Annotated in this window: 9 protein-coding genes; all 9 read left to right on the forward strand. The window is 55.6% G+C overall.

Translation table 11 applies throughout. The features are described from left to right. The first annotated feature begins 986 nt into the window (after positions 1-986). The 9 genes from LPB072_RS10145 (at position 987) to LPB072_RS10185 (ending at position 22,836) form a co-directional block, all read left to right on the forward strand. Complete coding sequence (locus LPB072_RS10145) at positions 987-1,772, forward strand: NYN domain-containing protein (protein ID WP_066088017.1); 786 nt, start codon at positions 987-989, stop codon at positions 1,770-1,772. Between the two features lie 60 nt (positions 1,773-1,832). Then, positions 1,833-4,715, forward strand: coding sequence for an SNF2-related protein (locus tag LPB072_RS10150; RefSeq protein ID WP_066088014.1), 2,883 nt, complete (start codon positions 1,833-1,835; stop codon positions 4,713-4,715). Between the two features lie 167 nt (positions 4,716-4,882). Continuing rightward, positions 4,883-6,001 carry a protein adenylyltransferase Fic gene (gene fic, locus LPB072_RS10155; RefSeq protein WP_066088011.1) on the forward strand — a complete coding sequence of 373 codons (1,119 nt, stop codon included), beginning with the start codon at positions 4,883-4,885 and terminating at the stop codon, positions 5,999-6,001. 11 nt (positions 6,002-6,012) lie between these two features. Then, on the forward strand, positions 6,013-9,324 hold the full coding sequence (locus LPB072_RS10160) for a site-specific DNA-methyltransferase (protein WP_066088008.1): 3,312 nt from the start codon (positions 6,013-6,015) through the stop codon (positions 9,322-9,324). Between the two features lies 1 nt (position 9,325). Continuing rightward, positions 9,326-10,867 carry an ATP-dependent nuclease gene (locus tag LPB072_RS10165; protein ID WP_066088005.1) on the forward strand — a complete coding sequence of 514 codons (1,542 nt, stop codon included), beginning with the start codon at positions 9,326-9,328 and terminating at the stop codon, positions 10,865-10,867. Beyond that, entirely contained in the window at positions 10,867-14,118 is a 3,252-nt protein-coding gene (locus LPB072_RS10170) for a DEAD/DEAH box helicase family protein (RefSeq protein ID WP_066088002.1), read from the forward strand. The genes LPB072_RS10165 and LPB072_RS10170 overlap by 1 nt, the downstream gene beginning before the upstream one ends. A 58-nt stretch (positions 14,119-14,176) precedes the next feature. After that, positions 14,177-16,282 (forward strand): DUF262 domain-containing protein, encoded by a 2,106-nt coding sequence (locus LPB072_RS10175; RefSeq protein WP_066087998.1) that lies wholly within the window; start codon positions 14,177-14,179, stop codon positions 16,280-16,282. 49 nt (positions 16,283-16,331) lie between these two features. Further along, a complete protein-coding gene (locus LPB072_RS10180; RefSeq protein ID WP_066088349.1) occupies positions 16,332-21,131 on the forward strand; it encodes a DUF3883 domain-containing protein in 4,800 nt (1,599 codons plus the stop codon). Further along, positions 21,112-22,836: a DEAD/DEAH box helicase gene (locus LPB072_RS10185; protein WP_082876815.1), complete on the forward strand. Its 1,725-nt coding sequence runs from the start codon at positions 21,112-21,114 to the stop codon at positions 22,834-22,836. The genes LPB072_RS10180 and LPB072_RS10185 overlap by 20 nt, the downstream gene beginning before the upstream one ends. Positions 22,837-22,928 lie beyond the last annotated feature (92 nt).

A 22,928-nucleotide genomic window follows, 5' to 3' on the forward strand; every position in this document is an offset into this window, starting at 1 on the left:
AGACGAGGCTCCTCCATTCAGGCAGCAGCCTAGCACCTCCTTGTTTAGAGGAGGATTTAGACGAAGTAGATGCAATCGCAGATGGTCGGCGATTGAACTTGAAAAGTTTGGAGTTAAATCGATTTCGATAAGCTTTGCGCATAGACATCCCCGCCACTATTGGCAATAAGGACGTCTCGGTGCGAAAGTTGCGAAACGTGGTTTGTGACCGAATGGTCACCGGCCTCAATCAGCCGTAAAAAAAATGACGAGATATCTACTAGCAGCAGCTGCTAGCAATTTGCCATCAACCTTGATAAGCTGTTTCGCGGCGGGGTCTGACCCTTGTTCGTCTGAACTCTGTGTGAATGTCTATTTTAATTCAGTTGATCTTTTTTGTCTAAGTATTTTTTGTGTGTGGTGGCTTCATTCCCGATTTCTCCTCATTGGCTGGCCTTCGAGAAGTTTGTCTCGTGATTAGCAAAAAACCTATTCTTTAGGGTCGGGTATATGCGTAAGTATTAGAAGTTCCCTAAAGAACTAATTTTTCAGCCGGTTCCTCGTAAACTTAATGTCGACGGTCGAATTTGTCGCATCCTGGCGACAACTGTGTCGAGTGGTTTTCTTCGATGCGATTGCTGTTGCCACCGGCCCCGCAAATGGGGCGCAGCCATAGGCTCTGGCAGAGCACGACTCTCTTGCCGCTACTTGTGCCGTAGGTTGCAGTCGAGCAGTTTCTGTAGTTGTGCTCGTAGTTGGGCGAACCCTTTTCGGCAGGCCAGGCTGCGTGGCGCAGCTGTTGCAAAGCGCCTGGGTGATGGCCCCGCGCCCCCTGTCGTCACACTTCAGTTCGTACAGCTGAGCCGGAGGCCGCTTTTATCCTGGCGGCTTGGCGTGGCTCCTTCTGTGTCGGTGCCCGGCGTCCACTCTGGTACTGGCGTCCACGATCAGCCCTGAGAGGGCGGCGCGCAAGCTCGTATGATTCGTCCAAGAAAAGGGGAGCATGTATGAGCAATGGCTTAGACGCAGAGAAGCGCGTCGCTGTCCTGGTGGACTGCGACAACACAACGCCCGAGATACTCGAATACGCCTTGCGGGTCGTGGCCCAGTTTGGGCGCGTGGTGCTGAGGCGTGGATATGGCAACCACACCACGCTGGCCAATAAATGGCAGGAGGCGCTTGTGCGGCAGGCTTTCACGCCTTGCTTGCAATACCAATACGCATCCGGCAAGAACACCGCCGACATCGCGCTGGCCCTGGATGCGATCGAGGCGCTGTTTGACGACCGCGCCGACACTTTCTGCTTGGTCACCAGCGACTCCGACTTTGCTTACCTTTGCCGCAAGCTGCGCGAGCGCGGTGCGACCGTGCACATCGTTGGCGAGGCCAAGACGCCAGACGCCTTGCGCAACGCCAGCGACCAGTTCTTTGAATGGCAAAAGCCTGTGCCTGAAACCGCTGCGCAAGGCTCTCTGGAAAAGGTCAATCCCAAGCCTGCCGGGACGAAAGCCGAACCGGCGAAGCTCGATTCGCCAAAGCCGCCCCCCAAGCTCCGACCGAAATTCGTTGTTGAGGCGGTCAACATGTTGGCGGCCGACACACCAGAGGGCAAGATCACGGTCAGTGCATTGGGTTCTTACCTTAAGCGCACAGATCCCGCGTTTTCGCCTCAAACATATGGCCATTCGGGGTTGCTCGACATGATCAAAACCTACGACTTGCTGGTGGCGCAGCAAGAGCAGGGCACCCATTGGTCTGTTCGACTGGCGCCCAAGGAAACTGGGGACCATTGACCGGTGCATGTTCAGGCGGCAGCTGACTTGACTATGGGATAACGATTCAGGGAAGTAAAGATGGACGGATCAGACCAACCAGGCTCTCAGGTGGCCCACACCACCGCGCATCACGCGAAATACTTCGCCTGGGAGCTCACGCGCCGCCGTGCGGCATCTGAAGAAGACCGCCTGGCTCAATCGCTGTTCGATGCCAGCGTTGATCTGAACCCCCACCAAATTGACGCCGCGCTCTTCGCGCTCAACAACCCGCTGAGCAAAGGCGTGGTGTTGGCCGACGAGGTGGGCCTGGGCAAGACCATTGAAGCCGCGCTGGTGCTTTGCCAGCTGTGGGCAGAGCGCCGCCGCCGCCTCTTGGTGATTTGCCCGGCCGCGTTGCGCAAGCAGTGGGCGCAGGAGCTGTCTGACAAATTCAACCTGCCAGTCGAAGTGCTGGACGCGCGCACTTGGCATCGCCTGCGCGAAAGCGGCATCTACGACCCGCTGGACCGCGATGTCATCAGCGTCATGTCCATCCATTTCGCGGCCCGCATGGAAGCGCATCTGGGGGCCGTGCCGTGGGATGTGGTCGTCATCGACGAAGCCCACAAACTGCGCAACGCGCACCGCAAGAGCCACGAAACCGGTCAAGCGCTCAAGCGTGCGCTGGCTGGTCGAAAAAAGTTGCTGCTGACGGCCACCCCGCTGCAAAACTCATTGATGGAGCTATACGGGCTTACATCCCTCATCGATGAAGAGATCTTTGGGGACGAGCGCAGCTTTCGAACCCAATACAGCGTTGGCGAAGGCAACATTCAATCGCTGCGCCGCCGCCTCCAGCCCTTCATCAAACGCACTCTGCGCCGTGACGTGCTGGAGTACGTGCCCTACACCCAGCGCCATGCGATCACAACGCCGTTTTCGCCCTCGGAGCAGGAGGTTCAGTTCTATGAGCTGATCTCAGCCTACCTGCAGCGCGATTTCAGCTATGGGTTTCCCAGCCGGCAAAAGCACCTGGTGGGTCTCATCCTTCGAAAGCTTTTGGCTTCGTCCACCGAAGCTGTCGTGGCCACACTGGAAGCCATTCGCGCCAGGCTGCAATGCCTGCTGGATAAACAGACGATCGACGAAGAGTGGATTCAGCAGCTCATCGAAAGCGAAGACCTCGACGAAGAACTGCTGGAAGAAGACGGTCCACCAGCCCAAGCCGCCGATGGGTCGCCTGCGGTCGACTACGCACTGGTGCGCGAAGAATTGGCCGAGCTGGACGAATACCTGCGCCTGGCCCGGAACATCCGCGAAGACCAGAAGTCTCACGCACTGCTGTCGGCATTGCAACAAGGCTTTGAGCGCATGGGCGCTATGGGCGCAGCCCGCAAGGCCGTGATCTTCACGGAATCCCGTCGCACGCAAGACTATCTGGCCCGCTACCTCGAAGCCCACGGCTACGCAGGCAAGATCACCACCTTCAGTGGGGGCAACCAGGGCCCTGCGTCCACGGGTATCTACCAGCGCTGGCTGGCCAAATACACCGGCAGCGACCGCGTGACCGGCTCGCCAGCCATTGACCGCCGTACCGCGCTCATCGACCATTTCCGCCAAGAGTCTGAAATCCTCATCGCCACCGAGGCCGCCGCCGAGGGTGTCAACCTGCAGTTCTGTTCGCTCGTCGTCAACTACGACCTGCCGTGGAATCCCCAGCGCGTGGAGCAGCGCATTGGCCGCTGCCATCGCTATGGCCAACGGTTTGATGTGGTCGTCATCAACTTTCTGAACCAGCGCAATGCAGCCGACCAACGCGTGCTGGAGTTGCTGCAAGACAAGTTCCATCTGTTTGATGGCGTGTTCGGCGCTTCTGACCAGGTGTTGGGCCAGATCGAAAGCGGGATGGACTTTGAAAAGCGCATTGCCGAAATTTACGACCGATGCCGAACACCCGGTGAAATCGAATCTGCGTTCGCTGAGCTCCGCACCGAGCTTGACGCCGACATTCAGGCCCGCATGCAAGAGACCGAAAAGCTCCTGCTGGAGCATTTCGACGCCGACATCCACGACCTGTTGCGCAGCCAGAAAGAGCGCGCCGAAAGCCAGCTCGACCGCATCACCCGGTTTTTCTGGTGGCTCACGCAATACGTGTTGGCGGGCCAAGCCCAGTTCGACTCCGCCAAGCTCAGCTTTGATCTGCAAACGCCCCCCGTGGTGCAAGCGCCGCCCGGCGCCTACCAGCTCATCCGCAAGGGCGAAACCCCGCCCGAGCATGCGCGCGTTTACCGGCTGACCCATCCGCTGGGCCAATACGTGCTTGAGAGTGGGCGCAGCCTGCAAGCGCCACAGCAAAGCCTCACCTTCCATTACGGCAGCCACAAACCGCGCATCAGCATGGTAGAGCGCCTGGTGGGGCAGAGCGGCTGGATGCAGCTCAGCCTGCTGGAGCTCGACAGCTTTCAACATGAAGAACACCTCGTATTCACCTGCCTCACGGATGCTGGTGAAGTGATCGACCAGGAAAGCTGCGAAAAGCTTTTCTACCTGTTGGCCACCACGACCGATCTGCAAACCAGCCCGCCCATGGAGCTGCAGGCCAACGCCCAGCGCCAGCTGGAAGCCACCCTCAGCCGCGCGCTGGAGCTCAACGACCAGTTTTTCCAGCAAGAGCGCGACAAGCTCGAAGCCTGGGCCGACGACCGCATTGCCTCCGCCGAGCAAGCGCTGAAAGACACCAAGCTCAAGCTCAAAGGCCTCAAGCGGCAAGCCCGCATGGCGTTCAGCATGGAAGACGCCCAGCGCCTCCAGCAAGACATACGCAAAACCGAAACCGAGCAGCGCCGCCAGCGGCAAGACATCTTTGCCGTGGAAGACGAAATTGAAGCCCGGCGCGATGCGCTCATTGCAGCTTTGCAAAAGCGCTTGCACCGCGCCAGCCGCAACCAAAGCCTGTTTGTGGTGCGCTGGAGCGTGGTCTAATGTTCTCTGAATGCAAATTCAACGACACGTTGTGTCATTCATGTCGCTGAGAACGACATGAAATCGATACATGTCGCTATTTTTAGAGAAATAAAACACATGGCGCTGACGTGTCGTCGGTCGCGACATACCCTTCTCATATGTCGTCAAAATAGACTTTTTGCATCATGACCGACCCAGTAACCGCCTGGCGCCCTGAGCTCCCCCATAACCAACTGCCCGCGCTCCCCCCGGCGCAGGAGCTGGAAAGCCGGGCCGTGCTCAAAGCCTGTATCGAGGCGCGCGCGGCGCTGGCCGAGCTTAAACAAGCGGCCGAGCTCATCCCCAATCAGGCGATGCTCATCAATACCATTCCGCTGCTGGAGGCCAAAGACAGCTCGGAAATTGAAAACATCGTCACCACGACCGACCAGCTGTTTCAGTACGCCCAAGGCCAAGACAACGCCGACCCGGCCACCAAAGAAGCGCTGCGCTACCGCACTGCGCTCCACCATGGCTACCAGTCGCTCAAAGACCGGCCCTTGTGCACCGCCACCGCAGTGGAAATTTGCCGCACGCTCAAAGGTGTGGACATGGACATTCGCCGCACCCCCGGCACCCAACTCTCCAACGACCGCACCGGGGAGGTGGTCTACACCCCGCCCGAAGGCGAAGCCCGCTTGCGCGACATGCTGGCCAACTGGGAGCGCTTTCTGCACAACCAGAAGGATCTCGACCCCTTGATCCGCATGGCCGTGGGCCACTACCAGTTCGAAGCCATCCACCCGTTCATCGATGGCAATGGGCGTACCGGCCGCGTGCTCAACATCCTTTACCTGATTCAGGAAGAGTTGTTGGGTCTGCCCATCCTGTACCTGAGCCAGTATGTGATCGCGCACAAGGCCGATTACTACCGCCTGCTCCTCGATGTCACGCGCGATCAAGCCTGGGAGCCCTGGCTGCTGTTCATGCTGCAAGCCGTTGCCGAAACCTCCAAATGGACCACCGGCAAAATCGCCGCCATCCGCGCCCTGGCCGAGCACACCACCGAACATGTGCGCACCCAGCTGCCCAAGATTTACAGCCGCGAACTGGTGGACGTGATCTTTGAGCAGCCCTATTGCCGCATCGGCAACCTGGTGGACAAGGGCATTGCCCAGCGCCAAGCCGCTTCGCGTTATTTGAAAGACCTCGCTGCGCTGGGCGTGCTCCGCGAAATGCCCTACGGCAAAGAAAAGCTCTTCATACACCCCAAGCTGATGCAGTTGCTCAGCCGGGACAACAACCATTTCCAGCCATACGCCTGAAAGCGACACCCATGAGCACCCCCAACGACAACAAGCGCCAGCAGCTCATCAGCAAGCTGAAAGAAATGTTCCAGATGGACCAGGCCGACCTGGACTTTGGCATTTACCGCATCATGAACGCCAAGCGCGATGAGATCAGCCAGTTCCTGGAGCAAGACTTGCTGCCCACGCTCCGCACCGCGTTGCAAGAGTTTCAGCCAGCCGGGTTGGCCGACAAACAGAAGGAGCTGGCCGAAGCCATTGCCAACGCTAAAAAGCTCAAGATCGACCCCGACAGCCTGGAGGTGGTGCAACAGCTCAAAGCTGAGCTGGCCGAAGGCGGCGACCTGGACCGCATGGAAGATCAGGTGTTTTCTGACCTGCATACCTTCTTTAGCCGTTACTACCAAGACGGCGACTTCCTCTCCTTGCGCCGCTACAAAGAGGGCGTGTACGCCATGCCCTACGAGGGCGAGGAAGTGAAGCTGCACTGGGCAAACGCAGACCAGTACTACATCAAAACCGCCGAGAACTTCACGCGGTATGCCTTCAAGACGGAGAAAGGGCGGGTCCGCTTCGAGTTGACTTTGGCCTCGACGGAGCGTGACAACGTCAAAACCAGTGCTGACAACGAGCGCCGCTTTATCCTGGCAGAGCAACCCTTGAAGCTCGATGGCGACGATTTGGTGATTTGTTTTGAGTACCGCCCTGACGAAGAAAAGCGGAAGCAAAAAGAACTCAACACACAAGCCACTGATGCGTTGCTGACTTTGCCCGATGGCGCGCCATTGACCCAGGCCATCGGGCAGTGGACGCAGTGGCGCGCATCTTTGGCAAGTACTCTGCCTACAGAGAAAAACAAGTCACGCTCCGTGCTGGAGAAGCACTTGACCGACTACACCGCCAAGAATACGTTCGATTACTTCATTCACAAGGATCTGGGGCGCTTCATGCGTCGGGAGCTGGACTTCTTCGTCAAGAACGAAGTCATGCATTTGGACGACGTGGAGAGTGAGACCGCGCCCAAGGTTGAGAGTTACCTCGCCCGTATCAAAGCCACTCGACGCATTGCCCATAAGCTGATCGACTTCCTGGCTCAATTGGAGAATTTTCAGAAGCGTTTGTGGTTGAAGAAGAAGTTCGTTCTCGATACCCAGTGGCTGATCACCATGGACCGCGTTCCAGAAGGGCTGTACCAGGAAATTTGCAAGGCCATAGAGAAACCGGTTCGCACATGGGTCGGTACCTCGCGCAGTCAGCGGGAAGAGTGGAATGAGCTGTTTGCGCTGAACGATGTTCAACCAGCAGACCAGCCACTGACGTCTGCTTTTCTCAAGGCCAACCCGTCATTGGTTCTGGACACCAGCTTTTTACCTAAAAATCTGGTGTACCAGATCATCTCGTCGTTGGCCGATCAGGGTGCTTTGGACGACCAAACTGACGCGGTGTTGGTTCATGGAGAGAACTTTCAGGCCTTGCGCTTGCTGGAGCCGCGCTTCAAAGAGCAGATTCGCTGCATTGCCATCGATCCGCCCTACAACCGTTTGGGCGACGGTTTTCCCTACAAGGACAACTACCGCCACTCATCCTGGATCACGATGATGCGCGACCGGATCGCGGTCGCGATCAACTACCTGCGCTCCGATGGGGCGCTGTTCTCCAACATCGACGAGAACGAGCGAGATAGTTTGCAGTCCATTCTGGACATGACCTTCGGAAAAGACAATCGCGTGGAAGAGCTGATCTGGGCACAAAACACCACCCACAGCCAGTCACCGCTGTACTCCACCAATCACGAATACGTGGAGGTTTACGCCCGCAATCGATCCGAAGCAGAACGCGATCCGCACATGTTCCGGGAGCCCAAGCCTGGATACGTGGAAGTCATGGAGCGCCTGAAGGAATTGGGCCCTGAGTTTCCGAGCTTGCGAGATATCGAAGAAGCTGTAGATCGTCTTTTCAAGGCTCACGTCGAAGAGTACAAGGCGGAACTAAGGGGGCAGGGTTTAGCCTACGACGATCAGACCAAGAAGCAAGACCCTTGGCGCGGCATATTTGCATACAACAATGCCGAATATAGATCGTTGGAAGGGGAGATCGTGACCGAGCTTGAAGCGCGCTCCCGAAATGCCCAAATTGTTCTTTATCAGCCTGACAACGCTTCTGCGCCTGCGCAAAAGCAATCTGAGTCAACAAAAGACTCAGAGGATCCAAACTACCGGTACTACAAGCCCGAGCACCCAGTCACCGGTAAGTTCTGCCCATGCCCGAAAACAGGATGGCGTTGGCCGTACAAGTGGGACGATTCGAATCGTGACAGCTTTGATTTGCTTGACCGGCAAGGAAGAATTAGCTGGGGGCCTACAGAAAAAACTGTTCCTCGTTATAAACGCTACCTTCACGAGGTAGAGACTAATGTTGCAAAGTCATTTTTTCATGACTACACAGATGGCGAAAAGCAACTTGCAAACTTATTTGGCGAAGCAGGGATATTCCCAACCCCCAAGCCAACTACCCTCGTGGGTCGTTTTGTCTCTCAAGCAAGTAAAAAGGGCGACTGGGTCATGGATTTTTTTGGTGGGTCCGGCACCACAGGTCACGCCGTAATCAACCTGAATCGGGAGGATCGCGGGTCCCGCAAGTTTGTGTTGATGGAGGCGGGCGATCATTTCGACAGGGTGTTGACCAAGCGCATCAAAAAGGTGATGTATGCCCACGTTTGGTCCGACGGAAAACCCAAAACGCGCCCCGCAGAACCACTTGGGAAGGGAAATCCGAAACTCGTAAAGCTGTTGCGCGTGGAATCCTACGAGGACGCCTGCGAAAACTTGCAGTTGGCTCGCTCGGAGGGCCAGCAAAAGATCATTGATCAAGCCCCTCAACTGCGTGAGCACTACGTTCTGCAGTACATGCTGGAGATGGAGAGCCGTGGCAGCTTGCTGTCCTTGGACCGTTTCGTAGATCCGTTCAATGTGCAGCTCACCATCTCCCGGAACAACGAAACACAGCAAGTCGTGGTCGATATGGTCGAGACTTTCAATCAGTTGTTGGGGCTCAGAGTCCATGCCACCCGCTTGTTGAACGGCGTGGTTGAAGTGACAGGCGTCACTCAAACAGGGGAAAGCGTGCTTGTCCTATGGCGCAACGTCAACGAAACGAACAGTACCGCCTTGGACGAGTGGTTCAAGAAGCAGGCCTATAGCACTCGTGATCACGAGTTTGACCTGATTTACGTCAATGGTGACAACAACCTAGAGAACTTGCGCCGTGCCGATGAGACGTGGAAAGTGCGCCTGATTGAAGAAGCCTTCCACTCCCTCATGTTCACGACTGCGGGCTTCTGACATGAGCAAGATCGTCAAAGCAGAGTTCGCCAAGCTCAAACGCCTCAAGGACCTCACGATCGAGTTTCCTGAAATAGGTGTGGTTGCACTGATGGGTGAAAACGGCATTGGCAAGTCCACGGTGTTGCACGCATTGGCCTGCCTTTACAAGCCGCATGAGCATCTTCAGGTCAAGAAGTCTGACGCAGGAAGCTGGTGGACCGACTGGTTTGTACCGCACACCGGCAACTACTGGAAAGGGTCGTCAGTGCGCGTTTTTTTTACTGACAACCCAGGTGGGACCGAGTACGGAAAGACAGGCGACCGTTGGCGACCTAGAAAGGCAAACCGCCGAGAACGCTACAACCGCTTCATTGGTCTGCTAAGTTGCATGCCGCACATTGAGGCAGAGACCCAAAAAACCCGATTCGAGTTCCTTGTCTCAGAGCTCGACCTCAGTGTGAAGAAGCGACAAGAGATGGTTGAAGCTGCGTCAGGCATCCTCAATCGACGCTACAAGACGATCACACAAGGAAGTAAAGGCACAGGTTTACGTCTCTTTTTGGTTGCAACAGTCGAGCAAGGAAAGCCGCCGGCGGAGAGCTCTTACACCTCGCACTACATGGGAGCGGGGGAATACAAAGTACTGAAACTCTTACAGGAAGTCCTAAGTGCGCCTGACGAAGGGTTCCTGCTGATTGAGGAGATTGAGGTCTCGATTCATGAAGCCGCATTGCGCCGATTGGTGAAGTGGCTGATCGAACAGGCAGAGAAGAAGAAGCTCCAGATAGTCCTCTCAACACATTGGCCTCAAATCGTTGAGTTTGCAGACGAAATCTCAATTCGAACCCTGCACGCCACACCGGAAAAGATTGTCTGTATCAATGGATATCGTCCGATGTCATTGCACCGCATCAGTGGAAACGACGCTGACATGCGTGTGATCAATATCTGGGTGGAAGACCTCCTTGCCAAACGTATCGTGCAACAAATCTGCACGGAGTTGGGCATCTTGCCGAATGTACTGATCTTTCCGTTCGGTGCGATCAACAATGCATTTTCAGTCGGGGCTGTTCTTGAACTGGAGGGAAGAGATGCAAACAAAAATTTGGTCATTACCGACGGTGATCGCTACCCCACTGAAGATGACAAAAAAACACAGATCCAGCAAGCCTTGAGCGGAACAGGGGAGGCTTTAGTGAAAGCTCAAAAAGACGCCTTGCGATGGTTCTTCCAGTTCGAGCCGTTGATGTCTGATGGACATCGCGTCAACCCTGAGCGCTTCCTTCTTGAGGCTGCGCGAAGAACGGCAGATGCGGGCCAAGCCAATCCCTGGATAAACAGTTTTTTGGAGTTTGTCGACGCCAATGTATTTGCTGATCCCGACAAGTCCATCATCTTCAATCTTCACAAGCACTTTGGCTTGAGCGTTGAGAACATCGAATGGTTTGTGGTCGAGGCCGCGACCAAAGACGCGGCTTGGTTACCTTTTACGGACAGCGTTCGGCAGAAGTTGAGGGCATCTGCCGTCAACCTTGGGCTGGACCTTAAGGAGGCTGCGTAATGGCGGTACCCTTTCCCCACAAGCTGGTTCTGAACCGCTTCTTGTTGAGTCTGTTTGGCGGGCACGCTCACGAACTCGACCAGGACACCTTTCGAGAGGTCACACGCCGTCTGACGGATGAGTCGCTCGAATTGCGAGAGGAAGATGGCAGCTCCCGTTTCTGCGAAGAACTCAGCCGCATGTTGCCCAGCAGCGGGCCGCTGACGCGCGAGCAGTTGCTCGACTACGACGCCAATATTGCCCGCCACACCAACGCTATTTCGGAGAGGCGGAGCGACCGCCTGCAGTGGAAGTACTTCCAGTACATGACGCTGCTGTTTGCCGAGGTGTACCTGGACTGGTACTTTCGCGACCCAGAGGGCTTGTTGGCTGAGTTGAACGCCCATCTGGAGCATTTCAACAATGCACTGCTGGACTTTGGCGAATCCAAGAAGGCGGTGATCAGCCCTTACACGCCAGAATCTCTGCGCAAGTTGGCCCTGTGGAACGCCACCGGCAGCGGCAAGACCTTGCTTATGCACGTGAATATGCTGCAGTTTCGGCATTACCTTTCCAAGAACAGAAGATCCAAGGACATCAACCGCGTGGTGCTGTTGACGCCCAACGAAGGCATGACCCGCCAGCATTTGCAAGAGCTGGCCCTGTCTGGCATTGCGGCCGCGCCGTTTGACAAAGACACCACTGGCGGCAGCTTCGGCTTGTTCCGCGCGCAGACGATCGATGTGATCGACATGAACAAGCTGCGCGAGGAGGGCAAGAAGAAAACTGTTTCCGTGGACCAGTTCGAGACCAATAACCTGGTGTTCATCGACGAGGCGCACCGAGGTTCGCAAGGCGAAGTATGGTCCGAGATGCGCAGCCGGCTGGCGCAGGAAGGTTTCACCTTTGAATACTCCGCCACGCTGGGCCAAGCCGTGGGCAGCGATGCGGCGCTGGCCGATGAATATTCAAAGAGCATCCTGTTTGACTACTCATATCGATACTTCCATGCCGACGGTTTCGGCAAGGATTACAAGATCCTCAACATTGAAGGGCAGGAGAACAGCAAGGCCGACAGCGAGCGCAGGCGCCTGTACCTGACCGCCTGCCTGCTGAGCTACTACCAGCAGCTGCGGGTGTACGAAGACCGCCAGGCCAACTACAAAGCCTTTGCGGTTGAAAAGCCACTCTGGGTATTTGTTGGCAGCAAGGTCACGGCGGTACGCACGGAGAGCAAGAAGCAGGTTTCCGACGTGGTGGACATCTTGCTGTTTCTGGCGGAGTTGGTGTCTGACAAAGCCAAGACCATTGCGCACATTCAAAAACTGCTGAGTGGTGACACCGGCCTGCTAGACCAACAACAACGCGACACGTTTGCCGAGGCCTTTCCATACCTGACTCGGTTGAATCTGGGTTCCCAGGCTGTGTTTGAAGACATCCTGAAGTTGCTGTTCAATGCGCCGGCTGGCGGAAGCCTGCACGTGGAATACCTCACCGGGGGTGACGGTGAGCTGGCCTTGCGTGTGGGGGCCGCTGAAGAGCCGTTTGGTGTGGTCAACGTGGGTGATGCCAAGAAGGTTGCAGACCTGTGCGAAGAACACCCCCAGTGGCTGCACGTTTCTCAACGGCCCTTTGGCGATTCACTGTTCCGCTCTTTGAACAACAAGGATTCCAAGCTGACTGTGCTCATTGGGTCCAAACGCTTCACGGAAGGCTGGAACAGCTACCGTGTGTCGACCTTGGGTTTGATGCATGTAGGCCAAAGCGAAGGCTCAGAGATCATCCAGTTGTTTGGTCGAGGCATTCGCCTAAAGGGGTTTGCGTCGAGCCTCAAACGCAGCCGCGCCATTCACTGGGCGGCCAAAGATAAGGATCTCTTGTGGGTGACCAAAGATGCTTACTTGCCACTGCTGGAAACGCTGAACGTGTTCGGCGTCAAGTCCGACTACATGGAGCGCTTCAACGAGTTCTTGGAAGGCGAGGGCATCAAGAAGCCAGATGACCGGCAGACCTTTGAAATTCCGGTGCGAATCAAGCTGCCCACCACGCCCTTGATCACAGTGAAGGTGCCCGACACCATCAACTTCAAGAAGGAAGAAAAGGCCACTCTGGCGACTGCCGACACCATTGCGATGAGGCCTGGCGACGTCGTGCTGGATTGGTATCCGCGTGTGGCTTCCAAGGCCAGCCGCGGGGTAGCTTTCTCCCAGATTCAAACCGGCAGAAACCGCGCCTTTCTGGGGCAGGAGCATTTGGCCTTCATGAACTTTGACGCCATCTACATGGCGCTACAGCAACTGAAAGCAGAGCGCGGCTGGCACAACCTGAACCTGAATCGCGACACGCCCCGCTCTTTGCTGCAGCCTGGCAATGATTGGTACACGTTGTATGTGCCTCCAGAGGTCATGCAGGCCGACAGCTTCGAGAAGGTGTACGAGTGGGAAGAGATCGCGACGGCGCTGCTGCGCAAGTACTGCGATCGCTTTTACAAGGTCAAGAAGGATGCGTATGAGGCCCCGCACCGCATCTACCAAGAGCTCAGCCCAACAGACCCGAACTTCATTGACACCTACAAGGTAATGGTCGACCGGTCGGAGAAGCTCATTATTCAGCGCCTGATCGAACTGAAAGAACACATCAGCGACGGCAACCTGAGCGACTTCAATATCGGCGGAAAAGGTGAGGCGATCTACTTTGACCAGCACCTGTACTCACCCCTGCTGCATCTGCGCAACGGGGTTGACAGCGATCTGTTGAGCGTGAGCCCTGTGCACTTGAACGAAGGCGAGCGGGATTTTGTTGTCGACTTGCGAAGCTTTTGCCAGAGTCGCCCAGCGTGCTTGGACGGTAAAGAGGTTTACTTGCTTCGAAACCAGTCCAGAGGGCGCGGCGTGGGCTTCTTCGAAGCAGGCAACTTCTATCCAGACTTTCTTTTGTGGGTCTTGGACAAAGGCCACCAACACGTGATCTTTGTTGATCCCAAAGGCATCTTGCGGTGCGAAGGTCTCAATGACCCCAAATTGAGGTTTTTTGAAACGATCAAAGAGATTGAAGCCAAGCTGGCCGACAAGGATCCCGGACGAAAGGGAAAGATTTCCCTCCATTCGTTCGTGGTTTCCAACACACCCATGGGGGCCGTTCGTTGGTGGCAACCCGGCATGGCCAGCGCGGATGACTTTGCCAACCGCCACGTGTTGTTTCAGAAGGAGGCGTCAGGCAGCTATGTCTCGGAAATATTTGAGCGTTCGCTGGCTGAAGGGGTGAAAGTCTGATTTCAAGCGGGCGCAGCTTACGGCGCTCCATTTCAATGGTTGATAGGGGAGGGTAAAAATGAAAGCAGAAGACACATCGTTTTTGACGCTGCTGGGAAGCGGTCAGCGTCAATTCATCATTCCAGTTTTTCAGCGCGACTACAGCTGGACTGAGGCGCAGTGCGCGCAGTTGCTGATCGATGTTCAGCGTGTCGCGTCGCGCCCGCAGGGCGCTACCCACTTTGTGGGTTCGGTGGTCTGCGTGGCCAGCAACGACCAAAGCGCGGTGCTGCCGCAATGGCTGGTGATCGATGGTCAACAACGACTGACCACTTGTACACTGCTGTTGGCGGTGCTCCGTAACCAGTTGCGCAAGCATTCAGGTGCACTTGCCATTACGGACTCACCAGAAGCCATTGAAGAGCAGTTTCTGCTCAACAAGTTTGCACCACCGGCGTTGCGTGCGCGCTTGGCGCTCCGGGGCGAGGACGACGCCGTTCTCCAACTGTTGTTGTCGGGCAAAGATTTGCCCGACAAGCCAATGAATCGGGTCGTGGCCAATGCTCGGTACTTTGAGGCGGCGCTGGAAAACCTGGACCCCCTAGCGTTGTTAAATGGTCTGCGCCGGTTGCAGGTTGTGTCGGTGTCCCTCAAGCCTGGGCAAGACAATCCACAGCTGATCTTTGAAAGTTTGAACTCTACCGGCTTGGCCCTCACCCAAGCTGACCTAGTGCGCAACTACGTGCTCATGGGGCATGACGAACCTCAGCAAAGTGAGTGGTACGAGTCATGGTGGCGGCCGCTGGAGCAGGCGTTTGGATCCAACTATCGCGTCGGCTTTGACAATTTTCTACGCGACTTTCTGACGCTTGAGCTGAAGCCACCACGGCCCTTAAAGCTGGACAGCGTTTACAGAGAGTTCCGCCATTGGTATCCGGCACCCGGTGATCCAAAGAATGAGGCTGAGAATCTTGAGAAGTTGGCGCGGCTGCTGCGCTTTGGACGGCACTTCTGCAGCTTCATGTTCAATCCACAAGACGCTGGTGCAGCGCAGGTCGGCTTGAAACGCTTGCAACAGTTGGTGGACGTGGCCGCGCCTGTGGCCATGGTGTTGTTGGAGCGCTGGCGCCATGACAAGGTCTTGTCTGATGCCGATTTGGGGGAGGCGCTGGACCTTCTTGAGAGCTATGTGTTGCGCCGATCAGTTTCTGGCGCTGAAACGCGAAGTGGTGGGCAAGTGTTTGCAGCGCTGGCTCAACGAATCAAAATGGATGAGCCTTTGGCACGCCTGAAGGTGGCACTCTGTCGCGGCGCGAAGAGCGCCCAGTTCCCGGACGACACAACCTTTGTCCACGCGCTGACCACCCAAGACCTGTATGGCCGCCGAAATCTGAAATATTTGCTTGAGCGTCTGACCAATGCGGGCAAAGAGAAGGTACAGACCGACAACCTCACGATTGAGCATGTCTTGCCGCAGAAAGCGGTTTTGGCCCCAGAGTGGCAAGCCATGTTGGGGCCAGATTGGCGCTCAGAGCAAGCTCGCTGCCTCCACAAGCTGGGCAACTTGACGCTGACAGGCTTCAACAGTGAGCTCGAAGCGCGCCCGTTTTTGGAGAAGAAAAGCCATGCCGTGTGGGGTTATGCAAATAGCCCAGTGTGGCTCAGTCGGAGCATTGCGTCAGAGGACAAGTGGGGCCCCACGCAAATTGAGAAGCGCGGGGCGATGTTGGCTGAGCGCGCTCTGGCGCTATGGCGACCACTGACGCCTGACCTGGCGATGATTTCCAAGGTCGACCTGGAAGATGCAGTGGACCGATCCGCTGGCCACAGCGTAGCCAATTTGAAATGGACACCAGGCATTGAAGTTTGGTTTGAGCAAATGCGCGCTGCGGCCATGGGTTGTTCGGACGAAGTTGTCGAATTGCCGAGAGCAAAGTCAGTGGTGTATCGCGCGCCTGAGTGGTTTCTGGAGATCATTCCCCGAGCGAGAGGGTTTGCGCTGCGCTTGGCTGTGGATGTCGAGGATCTGACCGGTATTGCCGACGGAGTTTCGGATGCATCCACATGGAGCTTTATTCCCAATAGCTCTGTAGATGGAGGGAGCCTCTACGTCGTCAACACCGCTGCCCAACTGCCACACGCTGAGACGTTGGTAAAACGAGCATTTGAGATCATGTTTGGATGATTGAAATGTGAGGCGGTATCCGGAAGCAGGACAAAAAATGCAGGGAAAGATGGATCAAACAGCTCAAACTCGTACCCGCGGTTCATACACGGCAAATCTTCTCGGAAACATCAAAAGCCATTTGGCGGGCCTGCAAGGGTATGACGTCATGGCCCTCGAGCTCATCCAGAACGCGGATGACGCCAAAGCGGCGTCTATAGTTTTTGATATTACTGACCGCGGCCTATTGGTTATCAATAGTGGGCAGTTCACCTACTGCGGGGATCTACGAACGCGCCCATGTGGGTTCGTCGATAGCACCAACTACAGCTGTGATTTCCATCGAATTGCAGATGTCGGCAGTGGGGGAAAGCTCTCTCACGGAGAGAACATCGGGCGTTTTGGCATCGGTTTCGTATCCACCTACCAGGTTACGGACCATCCGGAAATCCGCTCAGCCGGCATCAAGCTGACACTTCAACCAGAGGTCGGTGAATGGTTGATCGACATGTTCGATCAACCTGAAGGCACGACATTCTTTTTGCCTTGGGCTGACGACCCGAATACACAGGCTCGTCGAGCTCTCGGGGTATCGCATGTGAGCCCATCTCACATCGATCAACTCACAGAGGATTTCCAGACCATCCTTCGGAAGAGCCTCTTGTTTCTTCGGCACGTGCGAACAGCAGAGGTCCGGAGAAATGGAAAGTTGCTGTTGGCGTGTGATCTGGATCGGGGGGATGGTTCCGACTTGATCGTTAGCTACCGTCCGAGTGGCAAGGTCGAGCAGTGGCATATCTTGAGGGTCGATGCGGCAGAGGCTGCGGCGCGCTTGTATTCCTCACACCCCCGCCTTGAGTCCCTCGGTCGAAGCACCAAGATCAGTATTGGGTTGCGAATCGATCCCGAGCCACTAGAAGAGGGCGTTCTCTACGCGTTCTTACCGACAGAACAGTCGACCGGGCTGCCGATTCATATCAATGCAGACTTCTTCCCAGAATCCGACCGAAAGGCGGTCATCTTTGCGGGGCATCAGCATGAGCAAGCGTGGAATGAGATGCTCATCGACGCCGCCGCTGCTGAACTTGCTCGAGACCTGGAGGGGCTGCTGACGACGCTCGGTGAGGTCCAACTTTGGCAGGTAGTTGGGCGCGCGTATGAGCTGTCGAAGTCTTCGAACCACCCGGCTTGCTTCAAGCAATTCTGGGCACAGCTGAAGGTCACGGGAGCCCTTGCGCACATTGCACTTGCACAAGACGGAAGTGTTCAGCGTCCGGACGGCGTATTCCTGCCGCGCGGCCCACTGACAACTCAGCAGGCAAACACGCTACTTGAGGTCGGCGGTAGACTTGTCGCTGAAGATCTGCGACCGTTTCAGACTGCGCTAAATCAACTTGGTGCTCCAATCCTAACCTTCGACCGTTTGGTGAACTTGCTTGAGCAGGCGATGGCGCAGCAAGTCCCCGGCGAAAGGCAAGTCGAAGCGAAAAGGGTGGATAGCTTCTACCTACCGCTTTGGAGCATGGTCAACGATTTGTTGCCGGATGCTGCGAACCAGACGCCAGGCACTAACCCAGCTATTCAGCGGTTACTTGCCATCCCTTTCATGGTCACCGAAGATCTGTACGCTGTCGCGATTAGCCAATCATTTGTTGTACCTGCATCCTTGGACGCTGGGCGAGTCGTTTCGCTGCTTCCGAGGCTGGCAATTGCAGCGCGCGTCATCCTCGGATTCCCAAAGATTGCCCGACTAATCCGACAACTTGAGCTCGGTGCGGTCGTCAGTCACATCAGTTCGATATGTGCTACCGAGCCCGTCGAAGATGTAATCGGCGTTGAACAGCAAGATTTGCGCGACTTGTATGCGATGTTTTCGGACTTGGATCGCCAGGCGACGGTCGAGAAGGCTGTTTATCAAGCGCTTCGGAATCTGCCCATTTGGCTTTCAAGTCGAGGCCTGATTAAAGCGACTCATGCACTCCTGCCGGGCAACTTCACTGATCCGACTGGGCAGTCGGACCTCCTTGAGACCTCTGTCCTGAATCCATCCAGTAGGGACTTCGTGTCGAGCAAGCTCGGCGTTCAGACACAGACGATCGAGGCATTTGTACAAAACGTCGTGCCAAGGTTCTTCAGTGATGAAGGACCATTGGATGCACAGAAGTACACACGTCTAATCAGTGAACTTGCCAGCTATCCAACGCTCATGAATGACGAGGGCATCCGTCGACAGCTTGGAGCGCTGCCAATTGTTCCCACGCAGGACGGGCGGTGGTCACGCCCGACGGCTACATACAGGCGAAACGATGAGTTGGTGAAGGTGCTCGGCGATTCAGCGCACCTTTGGCTTGATGCCAGTCGGCTACCGGATGCCAGATCTGTTCAAGTATTCATTGATAGCTTAGGAATTCGCCGTTCGCCCCTTGCTCAGCACCTTGTGGATCGGATGCTCTACATCGCAGAAAAGTCCCTGCCAACGGAAGATGCAAAGCGTGCCAGCGGCGAGGCCTTTTATGTTCTGTGTGACCACTTTGAGGAATGGGGGGACAAGCCATTTGTTCAGGGTGCCATCAACGATCTTAGAAAGGCTGCTTGCTTTCCTGCGATCGACGACGAGGAAGCTTGGCATTCTTCGAATGTTTTGTATGCGCCGTACCGCGCTGAAGCTTTTTCGTCCCAGGCAAACATTCTGGATTTTCGCAACATGTCGCGGATCAATCGGGAGCTGTTGAAAAAGCTTCACGTTGCCTTGGAGCCGGAAACCACTTTGGTGATCAACCACCTCAGGCACTGTGTGACAAGCAAGACCCCAGCGCCGTTCACGACATACCAAATTCTCAACGAAAGGTCGAAAGACGAAAGCGCCCTCATTTCTTCATTGTCCGGTGATCCGTTCATTTACATTGAGAGTCAGAAGGCATTTGTTCGATCCAACCAGCTATTCTGGGCCCCACAACAGCTGGGTAGATTTGCCTTCACGATCCCTGGAAACTTTGAGGCGTTCAAACCGCTGTTTGATGCGATCGGGGTGAAGAATGCCCCTGAGGGCCGAGACTACATTGACATCTTGCTAGATATTGTTGGTGAGCATTTCGAGAAGTCAAAGGCCGTCCATGGTTCAGATAGATCGGTCTATGAATCCTGTTTGACTGGCGCGTCAGCTTTAGATGAGCGAGGCGAAATCAGTGCATCTGATTTTCAAAGGTTACAGAAAGCGCCGACCATTTTGAACCTCAATGGGCAGCCTACACACCCTGACGAGGTGCTTCTTCAGGACAGCGAGTGGCACGCAGGATTTTTTGAAGGGGAGCTTGACCCGGCGTTGTGCAAACCTGCCCCTGAGCTTTGGCCGTTCATTGAGAAAGTGGGGGTTCGGCGCCTCAGCAAGAGCGCAAAAGTAAGTCTGGAATTTGTTGATGGTCCGATGTCGGATGAGCTTGAAATTGCTGAAAAGTTGGTGGATCGGGCTGACATTTTTGCTCGTTTGCTCCATGACAAGGCGACAGCAGTCAAAAAGAAGGTTCAGTGGGCGGTTTCAAAAATGACTGCCGTCAGTTACGAAGTCGTTCGCATTCAAGCGTCGGTGGGCGTCGGTGGGGACCTTGCAATAGCTTCGCCTAAGACTTCCCATGCTTTCTTTGACATCGACAAGCGCCAACTGTTCTTGGCTCGTCCAGTGGGGGATCGCAGTTGGCCCCACATACTGAATGCAGTCTTCCACCAGTTGATGCCTGAGGAGTCGGGAAGCGAGATCTCGAAACTGACGCTCAGTGTGCGTCCGATGATGAACATGCTTGTTGATGAGGCTCATTGTGAGCTAACCGATGCTGGTATCCCGCACCTGGAGGCGGATAGCGGAGGCGGACAAGCCGTTGATTTGACCTCGTCGGCCCTGGATGATTTGGGGAGCTCGGTTGATTCTGGGTTTGAACCAGAGAGCGATGCAGGTTTCGCGTTACCCGAGGTGTCAACTGGAGTGCCAACAGGCAGCGAACCGACACATCATCACCGTGATGGAAGTCGACAGAACGACGAAGTCACCAAGGATGTCAATGGCGCGACGTTGTCTAACCCAGGGCAACACAATGTCGGTGCTTGGGACGCGGAAGAAATGCCTGCCCGGAGCCGCGAACAGCCTACATGGAATGGCGATGGCAACGTTTCACCGAGAGGGGAGGCGCCCGCGAGGACACCTCGGCCTAAGCACAAAGAACAGTGGGATCGCCGACTGCTCACCTATGTTCGGAAGATGCAAGAACAGTCTGGAGATGGCGACCAACTTGAAGAATCATCCGAGCACAATCTTGCAGTTGAGATAGTGGCTCGCGCCGCTGTCAGCGCCTTTGAAAAGGAAAGAGGACGTGTCGCAGAACAGATGGCCCAAACTCATCCCGGGTACGACATCATCAGTCGAAACCCACTGACAGGTGAAGAAAGGTTCATTGAGGTGAAAGGCGTCAACGGCGAGTGGAATCAGACGGGCGTGGGTTTGTCCAGGCTGCAGTTCAGCAATGCCCAAAACTACGGTGACCGCTATTGGCTGTATGTTGTTGAGTTCGTTTCCGATCCTGAACACACGTGTGTTCATGCGATTCGAAGTCCTGCAACCCAAGTGACGTCTTTCATGTTTGATGGCAACTGGCGTGATGCGGTGGCAGAGGAGAGGGTAAATCCATTGCTTGTCTACATCGCAGGGACCCGTGTTCGACACAAAATGTACGGCCTCGGCGAAGTTGTGGAGGTCATTAAGGCCCTGGATACCATGCGAGTCGTCAAGATTCGATATGACGATGGGCAAGTTCGTCCGACCACCCTGAACGTAATGGATTTACCGAAAATCGTGAGTGACGATGACAGCAATCATTCCTGAACTGACGGAATCCCAACTGGCGGAGTTGCCATCCCAGGCGGAGGCGAAAGTTTACAGGACCTTGCGGGACGGGCTTCCAAGCGACTATGTTGTTTTCTTCCAGGTCGGATGGATCTTGCGTCGGGAGGAAGAAAAAGCCAAGGATGGCGAAACCGATTTCCTGATCTGTCACCCGGAGCGGGGCTACATTTGTATCGAGGTTAAGGGTGGCGGCATTCGCTTTGACGCCAGTGCCGGAGATTGGTTTTCCGTTGATCGCCATCATCAAAAGCATGCGATCAAGAACCCTGTCCAACAGGCCTTGAAGGCGAAGTACTCGATTCGATCCAAGTTGCATGAACACCAGCGATGGCGTGATCTTTCGCTTGGGAACGTCATGAGAGGCCACGCGTTGTTTTTTCCGGATTTGGGAGATGCGTCTGCGCTGAGCCGTCCCGACATGCCGTCAACCCTGATCGGATGTGCCAACGACCTCCAACACTCAAAGGCATGGATTGACCGAGTCTTTGCCTATTGGAGCAACGAAGCCAAGGATTTCACTCCCATAGGAAGAAGGGGCGTTGACGTTCTTCGCGAGGTGTTTGCAAGATCGTTCTTGGTAGCTCCATTGATCGCCTCTCAATTGGCTGACCAGGAGGCGCGTCGACTTGCCCTCACAAAGGATCAGATTCGCGTGCTCGACATTTTGCGCTCCCAACGCAGAGTCGCAGTGAGCGGCGGCGCAGGGACGGGCAAGACGGTCCTTGCTCTCGAAAAAGGACGTCGCCTTGCATCTGAGGGATTCCGAACTTTGCTGACTTGCTACAACAGGCCGCTCGCTGACCACCTATCAGGCCTCTGTGCCGGGACGCCGAACCTAGATGTCATGAGCTTTCATCAGCTCTGCCATCGACAGGCGGAGAAAGCCAATCGTGTATCTGGGCGGGACCTTCTTTCAGAGGCTAAGCGCACCTATCCGGGCAAGGACCTCTTCGAGGTGCAGCTGCCCAACGCGCTCGGATACTCGATCGAAATTCTTTCGGATCGATACGACGCTATCGTCTGTGATGAAGGTCAGGACTTTCGCGATGAGTTTTGGGTTCCGCTCGAGCTGTTGCTGTCTGACTATGACCGCAGTCCGCTTTACGTGTTCTATGACGACAACCAAAATTTGTATGCCCGCGCAGGAACGTTCCCGATACAAACCGAGCCGTTCCCACTGATCTCAAACTGCCGGAATACGACTCCGATTCATGAGGCCGCCTATAAGCACTACAAGGGCGTTCCGGTCGGTGTTCCTGACATTCAGGGTGATGACGTTCAGTTTGAAGAATCACCAAGTCGAGACGCTCAAGCCGTCAAAATCAATGCTCGGATTGTCGACCTCATTGCGCGCCAGGGCGTGGCGCCTGGTGACATCACCGTATTGGTGGCGGACGCTCTTCATAAGGTCGAATATTACGCGGCCCTGCATCGACTTCCGCTGCCAAAGCCCGCAACCTGGGTTGAGCAAGGAGTGCGTGGCAAAACCACGGTGCTGATAGACACCGTTCAGCGTTTCAAGGGCCTCGAATCGCCAATCGTGATCCTGTGGGGGTTGGATACGATCGATTTGTCGCAACGCGAGGAGTTGTTGTACGTAGGGCTGAGCCGAGCGAAGTCTCTGCTGGTCATTATTGGGCGCGCGGCCACATGTTTCGCGCTTGGCAAAACGAAGCACTCTTGACGCTTTTTGGCTTGGTCGATAAGCCAATACTTGATGTGACTCCGGGTAGAGGGTGATAAATCCGTTTTGTAGGGCGCGATTTTTGGGCCAGT

The organism is Hydrogenophaga crassostreae (assembly GCF_001761385.1).
Lineage (GTDB): Bacteria > Pseudomonadota > Gammaproteobacteria > Burkholderiales > Burkholderiaceae_C > Hydrogenophaga > Hydrogenophaga crassostreae.

Bases quoted from the DNA above. Each gene is read 5' to 3' on its own strand.
- LPB072_RS10145 (WP_066088017.1), top strand. From the start codon at position 987: ATGAGCAATGGCTTAGACGCAGAGAAGCGCGTCGCTGTCCTGGTGGAC.
- LPB072_RS10150 (WP_066088014.1), top strand. From the start codon at position 1,833: ATGGACGGATCAGACCAACCAGGCTCTCAGGTGGCCCACACCACCGCG.
- fic (WP_066088011.1), top strand. From the start codon at position 4,883: ATGACCGACCCAGTAACCGCCTGGCGCCCTGAGCTCCCCCATAACCAA.
- LPB072_RS10160 (WP_066088008.1), top strand. From the start codon at position 6,013: ATGAGCACCCCCAACGACAACAAGCGCCAGCAGCTCATCAGCAAGCTG.
- LPB072_RS10165 (WP_066088005.1), top strand. From the start codon at position 9,326: ATGAGCAAGATCGTCAAAGCAGAGTTCGCCAAGCTCAAACGCCTCAAG.
- LPB072_RS10170 (WP_066088002.1), top strand. From the start codon at position 10,867: ATGGCGGTACCCTTTCCCCACAAGCTGGTTCTGAACCGCTTCTTGTTG.
- LPB072_RS10175 (WP_066087998.1), top strand. From the start codon at position 14,177: ATGAAAGCAGAAGACACATCGTTTTTGACGCTGCTGGGAAGCGGTCAG.
- LPB072_RS10180 (WP_066088349.1), top strand. From the start codon at position 16,332: ATGGATCAAACAGCTCAAACTCGTACCCGCGGTTCATACACGGCAAAT.
- LPB072_RS10185 (WP_082876815.1), top strand. From the start codon at position 21,112: ATGACAGCAATCATTCCTGAACTGACGGAATCCCAACTGGCGGAGTTG.